The sequence below is a fragment of the Sodalis sp. dw_96 genome, assembly GCF_018449575.1.
Taxonomy (GTDB): Bacteria; Pseudomonadota; Gammaproteobacteria; order Enterobacterales; family Enterobacteriaceae; genus Acerihabitans.
Genome location: NZ_JAAVUT010000002.1, coordinates 225,376 through 237,616 on the forward strand (window position 1 = coordinate 225,376; position 12,241 = coordinate 237,616).

Here is a 12,241-nt window from a genome sequence, read left to right on the forward strand (position 1 = left end):
ATAATGTTCCAGCAAGAAGTTACAATTACTGCACCTAACGGTCTTCATACCCGCCCCGCCGCACAATTTGTAAAAGAAGCCAAAGGCTTCGTTTCAGACATCACGGTTAGCTCCAACGGTAAAAGCGCCAGCGCCAAAAGCCTGTTCAAATTACAAACTCTCGGCCTGACTCAGGGCACAGTAGTCGCTATTATCGCCGAAGGCGAAGACGAACAAAAAGCGGTGGAACATCTGGTTAAATTGATGGCAGAGCTTGAGTAATCCCGGCCCGGTCTTTTAAGTTAACGCGTGATATGAGTGAGTAAGGTAGGGTTATGATTTCAGGCATTTTAGCATCACCGGGTATCGCCTTTGGTAAGGCGCTCCTCCTGAAGGAAGATGAGATAGTCATCAACCGGAAGAAAATTTCCGCCAGCCAGGTTGAGCAGGAAATTGAGCGCTTTCTGGCCGGGCGTGCCAAAGCATCCGCACAGCTGGAAGCGATTAAAACCAAAGCCGGCGAAACCTTCGGTGAAGAAAAGGAAGCGATCTTCGAAGGCCATATCATGTTGCTGGAAGACGAAGAGCTTGAGCAGGATATCATAGCCCTTATCAAAGACGAACTCGCGACGGCGGATGCCGCCGCCTATAACGTTATAGAGACCCAGGCCAAGGCGCTGGAAGAACTCGACGACGAATATCTCAAGGAACGCGCCACCGATGTACGCGATATCGGTAAACGACTGCTGAGGAATATCCTCGGCATGCCAATCATCGATTTAAGCTCCATCGGTGAAGAAGTGGTGTTGGTCGCCACTGATTTAACCCCATCGGAAACCGCCCAGCTTAATCTTGATAAAGTGCTGGGGTTTGTTACCGATCTGGGAGGACGGACCTCCCATACCTCCATTATGGCCCGTTCCCTCGAATTACCGGCTATCGTGGGCACCGGCAGCATCACCAAAGAAGTCAGCAATGGCGATTATCTGATTCTGGACGCGGTGAATAACCAGGTCTATATCAACCCGACGCCGGAAAAAATAGAAGAACTCAAGGCGTTATACAGCCAGTACGTGCAGGAAAAAACCGAACTGGCCAAACTGAAGGATTTGCCCGCCATCACTCTTGACGGCCACCAGGTGGAAGTGTGCGCCAACATCGGTACCGTGCGCGATGTGGCCGGGGCCGAACGTAACGGCGCCGAAGGCGTCGGCCTGTACCGTACCGAGTTCCTCTTTATGGACCGCGATACCCTGCCCACCGAAGAAGAACAATTCCAGGCTTATAAAGCCGTGGCGGAATCCCTGACCACCGGCTCCATCATCGTGCGCACCATGGATATCGGCGGCGATAAAGATCTGCCCTATATGAACCTGCCGAAAGAAGATAACCCTTTCCTCGGCTGGCGCGCCATCCGCATCGGGCTGGATCGCAAGGAAATGCTGCACGCGCAGCTGCGCGCCATTTTGCGTGCATCCTCATTCGGTAAACTGCGTATCATGTACCCGATGATTATTTCAGTAGAGGAAGTTCGTGAACTGAAAGGCGAACTGGACCTGCTGAAAGAACAATTGCGCGGTGAAGGCAAGGCGTTCGACGAAAAAATAGAAGTGGGCGTTATGGTGGAAACACCGGCTGCCGCCACCATCGCACATCATTTAGCAAAAGAAGTGGATTTTTTTAGTATTGGAACAAATGACTTAACGCAATATACTCTGGCAGTGGATCGCGGTAACGAGTTAATTTCGCATCTTTATAACCCAATGGCTCCCTCCGTGTTGACATTAATTAAACAGGTTATCGACGCATCCCACGCGGAAGGTAAATGGACCGGTATGTGTGGCGAGCTGGCGGGTGACGAACGTGCTACACTACTGTTATTAGGGATGGGACTGGATGAATTCAGCATGAGTGCTATCTCTATCCCGCGCATCAAGAAAATTATACGTAATACAAATTTTGGTGATGCAAAAGCGTTAGCAGAGGAAGCTTTAGCTCAGCCTACCGCGGAAGAGCTGATGAATCTTGTGAACAAATTCATTGAAGAAAAAACGCTCTGCTGATTTCACGACGCTGACCCGATATAAATGCTTAGGAGAAGATCATGGGTTTGTTCGATAAACTGAAATCTCTGGTTTCCGATGATAAGAAAGACACGGGAAGCATTGAAATTGTTGCACCACTTTCAGGTGAAATAGTTAACATTGAAGATGTGCCGGATGTTGTTTTTGCCGAAAAGATCGTCGGCGACGGTATTGCCATTAAGCCCAGCGGGAACAAAATGGTGGCACCGGTGGACGGCACCATTGGTAAAATTTTTGAAACCAACCATGCTTTTTCAATCGAATCGGACAGCGGTATTGAGCTTTTTGTCCATTTTGGCATCGATACCGTTGAGTTAAAGGGCGAAGGATTTAAACGTATCGCCCAAGAAGGTCAGCGCGTGAAAAAAGGCGACGTGGTTATTGAGTTTGATCTGCCTTTGCTGGAAGAGAAAGCGAAATCCACTCTGACACCGGTGGTTATTTCCAACATGGATGAAATTAAAGAAATGGTTAAGTTATCCGGCAGCGTCGTGGTAGGTGAAACCCCGATCATCCGCATCAAAAAATAATAATCACCGGCAACCGGTGGTTTAACGGCAACGCCTGTGAAATCCTGACAAACGGCACTCAATAAACGCATTGAGTGCCGTTTGTATTTTAGGGAGTCATGGCTCCATCAATCCGGCGCGCAGTATTATGAGCGCCACTGCGGGATATAAATCCTGATCACCAGCCCCCCGCCGGGCCCGTTATGCGCCTCCACTTGCCCGCCGTGCGCCAACACCACTTTACGGGTAATCGCCAGCCCGAGGCCATAACCTTTCCCTGCCAGCGGCGAATTTACCCGGACAAACGGATCAAAGATGCTGGACAGCTTATTTTCTTCCACCCCGGGGCCTTGATCGCTCACCGTCACCACCAGCCAGGAATCTTCCCGGTTCAGGTCCACCGTCACCTGTTGACCCTGCGTGGAAAAACGCAGCGCATTGCGCACGATGTTTTCCACCCCGCGCCGCATCATTTCTGCATTGCCTTTGACGGTATAATCCTCCGGCTGATGGGCTATTAGCCGGATTTCCACTTCAGGGACCTGCGCCTCGTAGCGCGCATCATTCACCACCGCCTCAAGCAGGCCCAGCAGGTCAAAATAATCTTCCCCCGGCGAACCCTGGTTTTCCGCGCGGGATAACGCCAGCAGTTCGCCTATCATCCGGTCCAGCCTGCCGGCTTCATGTTCGATGCGATCCAAAGAGGCGCCGACATTTTCCGGATTCTGGTGCGCCAGCCCGATGGCCAGCTGCAACCGGGCCAGTGGCGAACGCAGTTCATGGGAGACATCATGCAACAAGGCTTCCCGGGCGCTCACCAGCACATTCAGCCGCTCGGCCATGGCATCAAAATCCCGGGCCACATCGGTAATCTCATCATGACGGCGGCGCATCACCGGATATAAACGCACCGTCAAATCACCCTGGGCAACCCGGGCAAACGCCCATCGCAACTGTCTCATCGGCCGCGTGAGATTCCAGGCCAGTAATAAGCTGAACAGCAACCCCACCGCTACCCCGAGCCAGAACAGCGGGCTGGGCATATGTAAAATGCTGCCGCGCGGACCGGGATGGGAGGACCGGCGCAGCGATTCGATATCGTATCGCAATTCATAGACCCGACCATCGGGCAGCGTCACCGTCCAGGTAACCAAAGGCTGGTAGAGATGCCTTTGCGTCGGTGGCTGTTCATCAATGCCGTTAGCCGGACGTGAGTCAGCACCGGGTTTGGCGTTTGCACCGGGACTGGAGCCTGTCGCGGGACTGAATGAAAAGAATTGTCGCTGTGCGGCCGGCCAATCGGCCATCAGGGCATACAGCGCCGGTAAACCGCCGCGGGTCATTACCGAGGCCGCCGAGCTGAGCTGAAGCTCCGCCATGCGCCGGGCCATGCTCTCTTCCGGCGGTTCGTGATGACTGCCGTACATAGAAAATCCCACCCATACCAATTGGGTTATCAATAGAAATATCAGCCAGAATCCCAGCAGGATTTTCCAGAATAGCCGCCCGCGAGTGCTCATTAGCGGATCCGGTATCCTATGCTGCGTACCGTTTCAATACTCAGGCTGCTGTCGGCCAGCACGGCGAGTTTCTGCCGGATATTGCTGATATGCACATCCACGCTGCGATCGTAGGCCTCGCGGCGGCGTCCCAGGCCTTTTTCCGATAAATCGTCTTTCGATACCACCCGGTCCGGCGTGCGCATCAGCAATTCGAGCAGATTGAATTCCGACGCGGTGAGATCGAACGACTTGCCCCGCCATTGGCTGCTGCGGGTGGCCGGATTCAACACCAGGTCGCCGTAAATCACCGCGCCGGCATCGGCCGGCTCCTCACGCTGTTCGTCAAAACGGCGCAGTACCGCCCGCAGACGCGCCACCAGTTCACGGGGATAACAGGGTTTGGGCATATAATCATCGGCGCCCATTTCCAATCCGATAACGCGGTCGATATTATCCCCTTTGGCGGTCAACATGATAATGGGGATGCGACTGTCTTTGCGCACCATCCGCAGCACGTCTGTGCCGCTCATGTCCGGCAGCATAATGTCCAGTATCATGGCGGTATAGTCACCGGACAACGCGCCGGTGACGCCCTCTTTTCCCGTCGGCACCCATGATGTGGCAAACCCCTCGGCGGTAAGGTAATCGCTCAGCATCTTGCCTAGTTCCTTGTCATCATCAACCAGTAAGATATTCATATTCGTTCTCCATTGAAGCCGCGATTGTTTAAGGGATGCCCCGGCACAGCATTAATAAAACCAGAGTGTATGCTATGACCCGATAATGGCTCCGGCGTTCACGGGATTATAGTCTTCCCGTTACAATTATCGCGGTTATATCAAGATTATGGGAAGACATAATTTTCTGCTGGCGCGTTAACAGGATAGAGATGTATTTATAGGGATTTTGGACGGGTCATAAAAGCGATTTTCTTTCGGCAAGATTATATGGCGGCGGTAACGTCAAACAACGATCCCATGGGGCACTTAACACCTATGAGGGGCATCTACAGAGTAATGATATGCAGCCTATGCGTTAGCTACAGCATTATCACCGCGTCATGCGGCGCGTTACTCAAACACCCCGGTGGAAAGATAACGATCGCCGCGATCGGCAATAATCGCCACAATCATGCTGCCAGGCCCTTCGGCCGCAATCCGCAGCGCTCCCGCCACCGCGCCGCCGGAGCTGACCCCGCAAAAAATGCCTTCTTCCCGCGCCAGGAGGCGCATGGTCTCTTCGGCTTCCCGTTGTCCGATATCCATAATGCGATCCACCAGTTCCGGACGGAATATACCCGGCAGATGGGACTTCGGCCAACGGCGGATACCGGGTATGGCGCTGCCCTCCTCCGGCTGCAGCCCGATAATCTGAACCTCGCTGCGCCGGCTTTTCAGAAATTGGGCGACGCCGGTGATGGTGCCGGTGGTACCCATGCTGGACACAAAATGCGTAACGTTACCGTTGGTTTGCCGCCAGATTTCCGGCCCGGTGGCAGAAAAATGAGCAAAGACGTTATCCGGATTATTAAATTGATCCAGTACCCGGCCCTCGCCCCGGAGCTGCATCTCCTGCGCCAGATCCCGCGCACCCTCCATCCCCTGTTCATGGGACACCAGTATCAACTGGGCGCCAAAGGCCCGCATGGCCGCCTGCCGCTCCGTGCTCATATTATCCGGCATCAGCAGCGTCATCCGGTACCCTTTCAATGCGGCAATCATCGCCAGCGCAATACCGGTATTGCCGCTGGTGGCCTCGATAAGCCTATCGCCGGGCGCGATGTCGCCGCGCAGCTCCGCCTGCTGAATCATCGCCAATGCGGCGCGATCCTTCACCGACCCGGCCGGATTATTCCCTTCCAGCTTGACCCTAATATCACAGCCGGTTTCCCGACCCAAGCGCTGTAGGGCCACCAGGGGGGTATTGCCTATGCATTGTTCTAGTGTTGTCACGGCCGGATTCCAATAAAGGCAAACGGCCGTCGGGCCGCCTGAAGGGTCTTGTTAAGATTGCTAAAAACAGTGCGTTCTCGTTAATGTATAAAACACATTGATGCTTATAATATCAGATTATATGTAAATTAAAACCGGCGCGGCTTGAGGCTATTTTCATGCAGGGAAATGGATAAATTGGCGGGCTGGCTTTACATAAACTGATGGAGCATACGAATGTTTGCAGTGCCTTTCAGGCGCTTGAGCTTGTTGACAAAGTGCTCGGTCGGGACAGGTTGCCAGATCGTAGCTATACAATAAACCTGCCGTGAATACGCCCCTGCAGGCTCGATCCGCGCGATTATGGCCCTCATCCCTGCGGGCCAATGCCTGACGGCGTTGTTCCAATACGCTCCAGGCGTATTGATCCCCGGCGCGGACGGTTTACTCTTCTGGCAGCCTGTCCCTCCTCATTGAATCCGAGTGCGTTTGTCGGCAGTTTACAGCGCCTTTCAGGCGCTCTCAGCCAGCGCCATGGATTGCAGGGCTTTATCGCCGGCGTACAGACGGGCATTCCGCCCGCTCAGATAATAGCGCTCTCCCCGCTGCGGTGGAGGGGTGCCGGCCAGTGGTAATACCACGCTGAGGGGCTCGTGATGCCAGCCTACCGGCTGTACGATCAACTGCCAGTAATGACCGCGGGGGCTGATATCGCTCACCACGACCGGCAGCAGACAGTGTTCGCCGGGCTGCGGGCTGATTTCCATCTCCCAGGGGCGCAGGAACAGGTCTATTTTACCCTGATATACCGGCGTGTAGGACAGGGGCCAATGGTAACCGCCGATATGGATTTGCGACCCGCGGATCTCGCCATCAAGACGGTTCACCTCTCCCATGAATTCCAGTACAAAACGGCTGGCCGGTTCGCGCCAGACTTCCAGCGGCGTACCCACCTGCTCGATATTGCCCTGGCTCATCACCACCACCCGATCCGCCACTTCCATCGCTTCTTCCTGATCGTGAGTCACAAAGACGCTGGTGAATTTCAGATCGTCGTGCAATTGTCGCAGCCAGCGGCGCAGCTCTTTGCGCACCTGGGCATCCAGCGCGCCGAAAGGTTCGTCCAGCAGGAGCATCTCCGGTTCCACCGCCAGGGCACGCGCCAGGGCCACCCGCTGCTTTTGTCCGCCGGACAGCTGCGAGGGGAAACGATTGGCCAGATGGCCGAGCTGCACCATCTCCAGCAGTCGGGTCACCTTTTGCTTGATGGCGGCGCGGCCGGGACGTTCGCGGCGCGGCAGGACGGTCAAGCCAAAGGCGATATTGTCGGCGACGGTCATATGCCGGAACAGCGCATAATGCTGGAAAACGAATCCCACCTTGCGATCCCGTGCGTGGATATGGCTGACGTCCCGGCCGCCAAAGCGCAGGGACCCGCTATTATGCTGCTCAAGTCCGGCAATGATGCGCAATAAGGTCGTCTTGCCGGATCCCGACGGCCCCAGCAACGCCACCATTTCACCCGTCGAGATATCAAGGGAGATGTCGTTCAGCACTTTGGTGTTGTCGAAATATTTGCTGATATGATCTATTTCGATACTCATTGAGGATCCTCCTGTTGAAGATGGGCCTGCTGGCGCGCCATCCGCCACTGCATGCCGCTCTTGAGGAATAAGGTCACCATTGCCATCAGCGTCAGCAGCGCGGCGGCGGTAAAGGCCCCCACGGTGTTGTAATCCTGATGCAGCAATTCAATCTGCAGCGGCAAGGTATAGGTTTCGCCGCGAATGGAGCCGGAAACCACCGCCACCGCGCCGAATTCGCCGATGGTGCGGGCGTTGGTCAACACCACGCCGTACAGCAGCGCCCAGCGGATATTGGGCAGCGTGACGCGGCGGAACATTTGCCAGCCGGACGCTCCCAGCAGGATCGCCGCTTCATCCTCCTCGCTGCCTTGGCTGAGCATTACCGGCACCAGTTCGCGCACCATGAAGGGGCAGGTCACAAAAATGGTGACCAATACCATGCCCGGCCATGAAAACATCAGCTGGATATTATGATTTTCCAGCCAGCCGCCGAGAGGGCCGTTGACCCCGTAAAACAGCAGGCACAACAAGCCGGCCACCACCGGTGATACCGCAAAGGGAATGTCCATCAGCGTCAGCAGCAGTTGCCGGCCGCGAAATTGAAAACGGGTGACCAGCCAGGCCAGTAGCGTACCGAACAGGATATTCACCGGCACGCAAATCAAGGCAATCAATATCGTCAGCCAAATGGCGTGCAGCATGTCCGCATCCCGCAGATTCTTCCACACCGGCGCCAGCCCGTCCGCCAGAGCGGAGATAAAAATAAAGCCCAGCGGAATCACCAGTATCAGCAGCGAAATCACCAAGCCGGTGCCTATCAAGGCCCACTTGACCCAATCGGTACGGGCGCGTACGGCGCCGTTGAAGGCGGGGATATCTGTCATCAGTGCCCTCCCAGACGCCGGCCAAAGCGTGACTGTAATACGTTGATGCCGAACAGCAGGATCAGCGACGCGGCCAATATCACCGACGCCACGGCGCTGGCGGCGGGATAATCGAATTCCTGCAGGCGGATGAAAATCATCAGTGAAGTGACCTCCGTCTTCCAGGCGATATTGCCGGCGATAAAGATCACCGCGCCGAATTCTCCCAGGCTGCGAGTAAAAGAAAGCGCGGTACCTGCCAACAGCGCCGGCGCCACTTCAGGCAACACCACCCGGCGAAACGACTGCCAGCGACCGGCCCCAAGGGTTTGTGCCGCCTCTTCGTACTCCGGTCCCAGTTCTTCCAGTACCGGCTGCACCGTGCGCACCACAAACGGGATGCTGGTGAACGCCATGGCCACGGCGATGCCGAGCCAGGTATAGGATACCTTGATGCCGAACTGGGCCAGCCAGCCGCCATACCAGCCGGTGGTGGAAAACAGCGTCGCCAGGGTCAGGCCGGCCACCGCGGTGGGCAGGGCAAACGGCAGATCGATCAACCCATCAAGCAGCCGCCGTCCCGGAAACTCGTAACGGGTGAGGATCCAGGCCATCAACATGCCGAACAGCGCGTTAAACAGCGCCGCGACGCCGGCGGACAACAGCGTCACTTTATACGCCGCCACCAGCTCGGGGCCGGTTATCACCTGCCAGTATTGCTGCCAGGTCATTTGCGCCAACTGCATCACCAACGCGCTCAGCGGCAGTAATAAAATCAGGCAGACAAACAGCAAACTGCTGCCCAGGCTCAAACCGAAGCCGGGCAGCACGGGTTTGCTTGAGGTGAACAGCATCATTGCCGGTGCCCTGCCGCGATTAATGTATCCAGCTCGCCGCCGTCGCCAAAATGGGTTTTCATCACCTGCGGCCAGCCACCGAATTGATCTTCCACCCGGAAAAGCCGCACATCGGGGAATTTATCCTTGGCGGCGGCCATAATGGCAGGGTCGTTGACCCGATAATAGAAACTGGAGATGATCCGCTGCGCCGCCGGGCTATAGAGATAATTCAGATACTCCCTGGCGGCCTGGCCGGTGCCGTTTTTCTCGACATTTTTATCCACCCAGGCCACAGGGAACTCCGCCAGGATATTAACCTTGGGGATAATGACCTGGTAGTTGTCGTCGCCATACTGATGGCGGATATTGTTCACTTCCGACTCAAAGGAAATCAGCACATCCCCCTGGCCGCGCTCGGCAAAGGTGGTGGTGGCGCCGCGACCACCGGTGTCGAACACTTCCACATTGGCGATAAACCGCTGCATCCAGGCGCGGGTTTTTGCCGCGTCGCCGCCGTCCGCAAGATTGGCGGCGCCCCAGGCGCCCAGATAAGCGTAGCGGCCATTGCCGGAGGTTTTCGGGTTAGGGAATACCAGCTTCACATCGCTGCGGGCCAGATCGCTCCAGTCATGGATATTTTTCGGGTTGCCTTTGCGCACCAAAAATCCCATGGTGGAATAGAAGGGAGAACTGTTGTGCGGCAAGCGGCTTTGCCAGTCGGCGGGGATCAGATTGCCGCGATCGTGCAAAATCTGCACGTCGGTAACCTGGTTATAGGTGACCACGTCAGCCCTTAATCCCTGCAGGATGGCCAGCGCCTGTTTGGACGATCCGGCGTGGGATTGCTTGATGGTTAATTTATCGCCGGGATGCTCCTTTTGCCACTGTTGCTCGAACCCGGGGTTCAACGCCACGAACAGCTCCCGCGCCACGTCATAGGAGCTGTTAAGCAGCTCAGTGGATTGCGCCGGGACGCAAGCCAGCAATATTGCCGCGATACCGCCTTTTAATGCACGGCTTGTAAACAGCGTTCGATTCATTCTATGCCTTGGTCGGAGTGATGCGGATAACAGCCCTGGGTAGTGCTAGTTTATTTATAACGGGGGCAGAACCTGTAACGGTTTTATATATCCTTTTGTGCTTTGGCAGCATGAAAAGCTATAAGCCTCCGAATGGTGCAAAAAAATGACAAACGGCGGGCAGATTGGCAGGGTTTGCGATGGGGACCGATGGCCGATCCCCGACGGGAGAATCCGTTATTGCCCGGCGTCGGCCTGCCAGACGATTTTGCTTATCTGCCAGTCTTTCAGGGTGTCGTCGGCGGGCATCAGCGAATCGGGTCCGTGCCAGCTTCCGCTAAAGACGTAGCTGACATGGGCGCTTTGCGGCGCGGCGCAGACCACGCCGTCCTGATCCTCATCCGTGCCCTTGCGGCATGCGCCGAACGCTTTACTGTACAGCGAGCTGAAACGGTCGCCAATCTTCACGCCCCATTCGGTGGGAACGCCCTTGTCCGCCACCACCACCCGTTCAACCCGACCGGCGGAGGAACCGTACACCGTCAGTTTCACCTGGTTGTCCTTTACCGCCTGGTAAAACGACCGGATACCGCCGTTATGGGTTTCCATACCGTTGCGCAAACGATAATCACCATTCAACGCTTTATCCAGGGCTTGCTGCTCCAGCGGCGTGGCGGCATTGATATCGCCCACCCCGCTGTCTTTAACGGTAACGGCGCTGCTGAACCAGTTAAACGGCGACAGGCTCGACCATGAGAAACCGGACAAGGTGGAACAGCCGGCCAATAGGATGGGTAGCCCGATAACCAACGGGCGTAACTGCTTCATATTTTCTCCTTAAAAAACGACAACGACGGCATGGATTTCCACGCACCGCTATTGGATACCGCCGGGGCTAAAAAGTGCCCTAATTTCATTTCCGGTGACGCCGGTGCGTTAATGTATGATTTACCAATTGTTTTCCCTGGAAATTCGCAAAACGTGCCTGCTGTGCCATGCTTAACCTAGCTGATACAAATGGAGGGCACGGAATGAAAAAAAAATGGGCTATGGCCGCGCTGCTTGCATTCTCTGGGCTGCCGGTATTGGCGCAATCCGGCGGTTTTCGCGGCGATGAACCGCCACCGCCGCCGAATAAGCAGGAGAGCGGCTACAGGGGAACCGTTGACGCCAGACACACCAGCATCGCGACGGCCAAAAGAATGAAGACCAATGCCTGGATTACGCTGGACGGTCATATCGAAAAAAAGGTCGGCAATGATAAATACTTTTTCCGCGACGCAACCGGAACCGTTCTCCTGGAAATAAAGGGTGATAAATGGAACGGCCAGGAAGTCACCCCAAAAGATCTGGTGAGCATCAGCGGACGCCTTTTGAAAGATCGGCATGGAACGCATATCAGCGTGGGACGAATCCTGAAACAATAACTCCCTCCGGCCGGGGCCGGCAGCAGCGATTCGGCCCCCGGTTAATATTCCTGATCTTCAATCAGACGTTTTCCCAACGTCACGCTGTCCACCACTTCGTAGTCCAGCTTTTCATACATGCCGATCACCGCTTCGTTATCCTCCCGCACCATCAGATGGATCTTCGGGCAACCGCGGGCGATGAGTTTTTTCTCCAAACGGCTGATTAACGCATTGGCAATACCGCGCCCGCGAAAATCGGGATGTACGCCGAGATAATAAGCTGAACCGCGATGGCCGTCGTAACCGCCCATAATCGACCCCACCACTTCACCCGCCACCTCGGCGACCATAAACAAATCGGAATCGTAATTTAATTTCCGTTCAATATCCATTTCCGGATCGTTCCACGGACGCAATAAATCACAACGCTCCCACAGCGTGATCACTTCTTCAAAATCGTCTTGGCGAAATACACGGATTTCCATAGCTGACCGCCGTCATCTCAAGCAATAAACGTTAA

At 55.4% G+C, this 12,241-nt stretch carries 13 protein-coding genes; 4 read left to right on the forward strand and 9 right to left on the reverse strand.

Annotation, left to right across the window (positions count from 1 at the left end):
• Positions 1-3: 3 nt before the first annotated feature.
• The 3 genes from ptsH to crr are packed head-to-tail and all read left to right on the forward strand — an operon-like array spanning position 4 to position 2,593.
• On the forward strand, positions 4-261 hold the full coding sequence (gene ptsH / locus HB631_RS04120; RefSeq protein WP_162368145.1) for a phosphocarrier protein Hpr: 258 nt from the start codon (positions 4-6) through the stop codon (positions 259-261).
• A gap of 53 nt (positions 262-314) precedes the next feature.
• Positions 315-2,042 (forward strand): phosphoenolpyruvate-protein phosphotransferase PtsI, encoded by a 1,728-nt coding sequence (ptsI, locus tag HB631_RS04125; protein ID WP_213989880.1) that lies wholly within the window; start codon positions 315-317, stop codon positions 2,040-2,042.
• Between the two features lie 41 nt (positions 2,043-2,083).
• Positions 2,084-2,593 (forward strand): PTS glucose transporter subunit IIA, encoded by a 510-nt coding sequence (gene crr, locus HB631_RS04130; protein WP_213989881.1) that lies wholly within the window; start codon positions 2,084-2,086, stop codon positions 2,591-2,593.
• A 125-nt stretch (positions 2,594-2,718) separates the two neighbouring features.
• Here the strand turns inward: crr and HB631_RS04135 are convergent, their stop codons facing one another.
• From HB631_RS04135 to HB631_RS04170, 8 genes are all read right to left on the reverse strand, one after another.
• Positions 2,719-4,092, reverse strand: a complete 1,374-nt coding sequence (locus HB631_RS04135; RefSeq protein WP_213989882.1) for an ATP-binding protein — start codon at positions 4,090-4,092, stop codon at positions 2,719-2,721.
• Entirely contained in the window at positions 4,092-4,772 is a 681-nt protein-coding gene (locus HB631_RS04140; protein ID WP_213989883.1) for a response regulator transcription factor, read from the reverse strand. Before HB631_RS04140 ends, HB631_RS04135 begins: the two co-directional genes overlap by 1 nt.
• Positions 4,773-5,144: 372 nt before the next feature.
• Positions 5,145-6,026 carry a cysteine synthase CysM gene (cysM, locus tag HB631_RS04145; RefSeq protein ID WP_213989884.1) on the reverse strand — a complete coding sequence of 294 codons (882 nt, stop codon included), beginning with the start codon at positions 6,024-6,026 and terminating at the stop codon, positions 5,145-5,147.
• A gap of 491 nt (positions 6,027-6,517) precedes the next feature.
• Entirely contained in the window at positions 6,518-7,609 is a 1,092-nt protein-coding gene (gene cysA, locus HB631_RS04150; RefSeq protein WP_213989885.1) for a sulfate/thiosulfate ABC transporter ATP-binding protein CysA, read from the reverse strand.
• Positions 7,606-8,475, reverse strand: a complete 870-nt coding sequence (cysW, locus tag HB631_RS04155; RefSeq protein WP_213989886.1) for a sulfate/thiosulfate ABC transporter permease CysW — start codon at positions 8,473-8,475, stop codon at positions 7,606-7,608. Before cysW ends, cysA begins: the two co-directional genes overlap by 4 nt.
• Positions 8,475-9,308 (reverse strand): sulfate/thiosulfate ABC transporter permease CysT, encoded by an 834-nt coding sequence (gene cysT, locus HB631_RS04160; protein ID WP_213990140.1) that lies wholly within the window; start codon positions 9,306-9,308, stop codon positions 8,475-8,477. The genes cysW and cysT overlap by 1 nt, the downstream gene beginning before the upstream one ends.
• Entirely contained in the window at positions 9,308-10,333 is a 1,026-nt protein-coding gene (locus HB631_RS04165; protein ID WP_213989887.1) for a sulfate ABC transporter substrate-binding protein, read from the reverse strand. The genes cysT and HB631_RS04165 overlap by 1 nt, the downstream gene beginning before the upstream one ends.
• A 216-nt stretch (positions 10,334-10,549) precedes the next feature.
• On the reverse strand, positions 10,550-11,140 hold the full coding sequence (locus tag HB631_RS04170; protein WP_213989888.1) for an RpoE-regulated lipoprotein: 591 nt from the start codon (positions 11,138-11,140) through the stop codon (positions 10,550-10,552).
• 203 nt (positions 11,141-11,343) lie between these two features.
• On the opposite strand from HB631_RS04170, the gene HB631_RS04175 reads away from it, so the two are divergent.
• Complete coding sequence (locus tag HB631_RS04175) at positions 11,344-11,739, forward strand: NirD/YgiW/YdeI family stress tolerance protein (RefSeq protein WP_213989889.1); 396 nt, start codon at positions 11,344-11,346, stop codon at positions 11,737-11,739.
• A gap of 41 nt (positions 11,740-11,780) precedes the next feature.
• Here the strand turns inward: HB631_RS04175 and HB631_RS04180 are convergent, their stop codons facing one another.
• Positions 11,781-12,206 (reverse strand): GNAT family acetyltransferase, encoded by a 426-nt coding sequence (locus HB631_RS04180; protein WP_213989890.1) that lies wholly within the window; start codon positions 12,204-12,206, stop codon positions 11,781-11,783.
• Between the last annotated feature and the right edge of the window lie 35 nt (positions 12,207-12,241).

What these genes read in the sequence shown, in the direction of transcription:
- ptsH (WP_162368145.1), top strand. Translation starts at nt 4, where the DNA reads ATGTTCCAGCAAGAAGTTACAATTACTGCACCTAACGGTCTTCATACC.
- ptsI (WP_213989880.1), top strand. Translation starts at nt 315, where the DNA reads ATGATTTCAGGCATTTTAGCATCACCGGGTATCGCCTTTGGTAAGGCG.
- crr (WP_213989881.1), top strand. Translation starts at nt 2,084, where the DNA reads ATGGGTTTGTTCGATAAACTGAAATCTCTGGTTTCCGATGATAAGAAA.
- HB631_RS04135 (WP_213989882.1), bottom strand. Translation starts at nt 4,092, where the DNA reads ATGAGCACTCGCGGGCGGCTATTCTGGAAAATCCTGCTGGGATTCTGG.
- HB631_RS04140 (WP_213989883.1), bottom strand. Translation starts at nt 4,772, where the DNA reads ATGAATATCTTACTGGTTGATGATGACAAGGAACTAGGCAAGATGCTG.
- cysA (WP_213989885.1), bottom strand. Translation starts at nt 7,609, where the DNA reads ATGAGTATCGAAATAGATCATATCAGCAAATATTTCGACAACACCAAA.
- cysW (WP_213989886.1), bottom strand. Translation starts at nt 8,475, where the DNA reads ATGACAGATATCCCCGCCTTCAACGGCGCCGTACGCGCCCGTACCGAT.
- cysT (WP_213990140.1), bottom strand. Translation starts at nt 9,308, where the DNA reads ATGCTGTTCACCTCAAGCAAACCCGTGCTGCCCGGCTTCGGTTTGAGC.
- HB631_RS04165 (WP_213989887.1), bottom strand. Translation starts at nt 10,333, where the DNA reads ATGAATCGAACGCTGTTTACAAGCCGTGCATTAAAAGGCGGTATCGCG.
- HB631_RS04170 (WP_213989888.1), bottom strand. Translation starts at nt 11,140, where the DNA reads ATGAAGCAGTTACGCCCGTTGGTTATCGGGCTACCCATCCTATTGGCC.
- HB631_RS04175 (WP_213989889.1), top strand. Translation starts at nt 11,344, where the DNA reads ATGAAAAAAAAATGGGCTATGGCCGCGCTGCTTGCATTCTCTGGGCTG.
- HB631_RS04180 (WP_213989890.1), bottom strand. Translation starts at nt 12,206, where the DNA reads ATGGAAATCCGTGTATTTCGCCAAGACGATTTTGAAGAAGTGATCACG.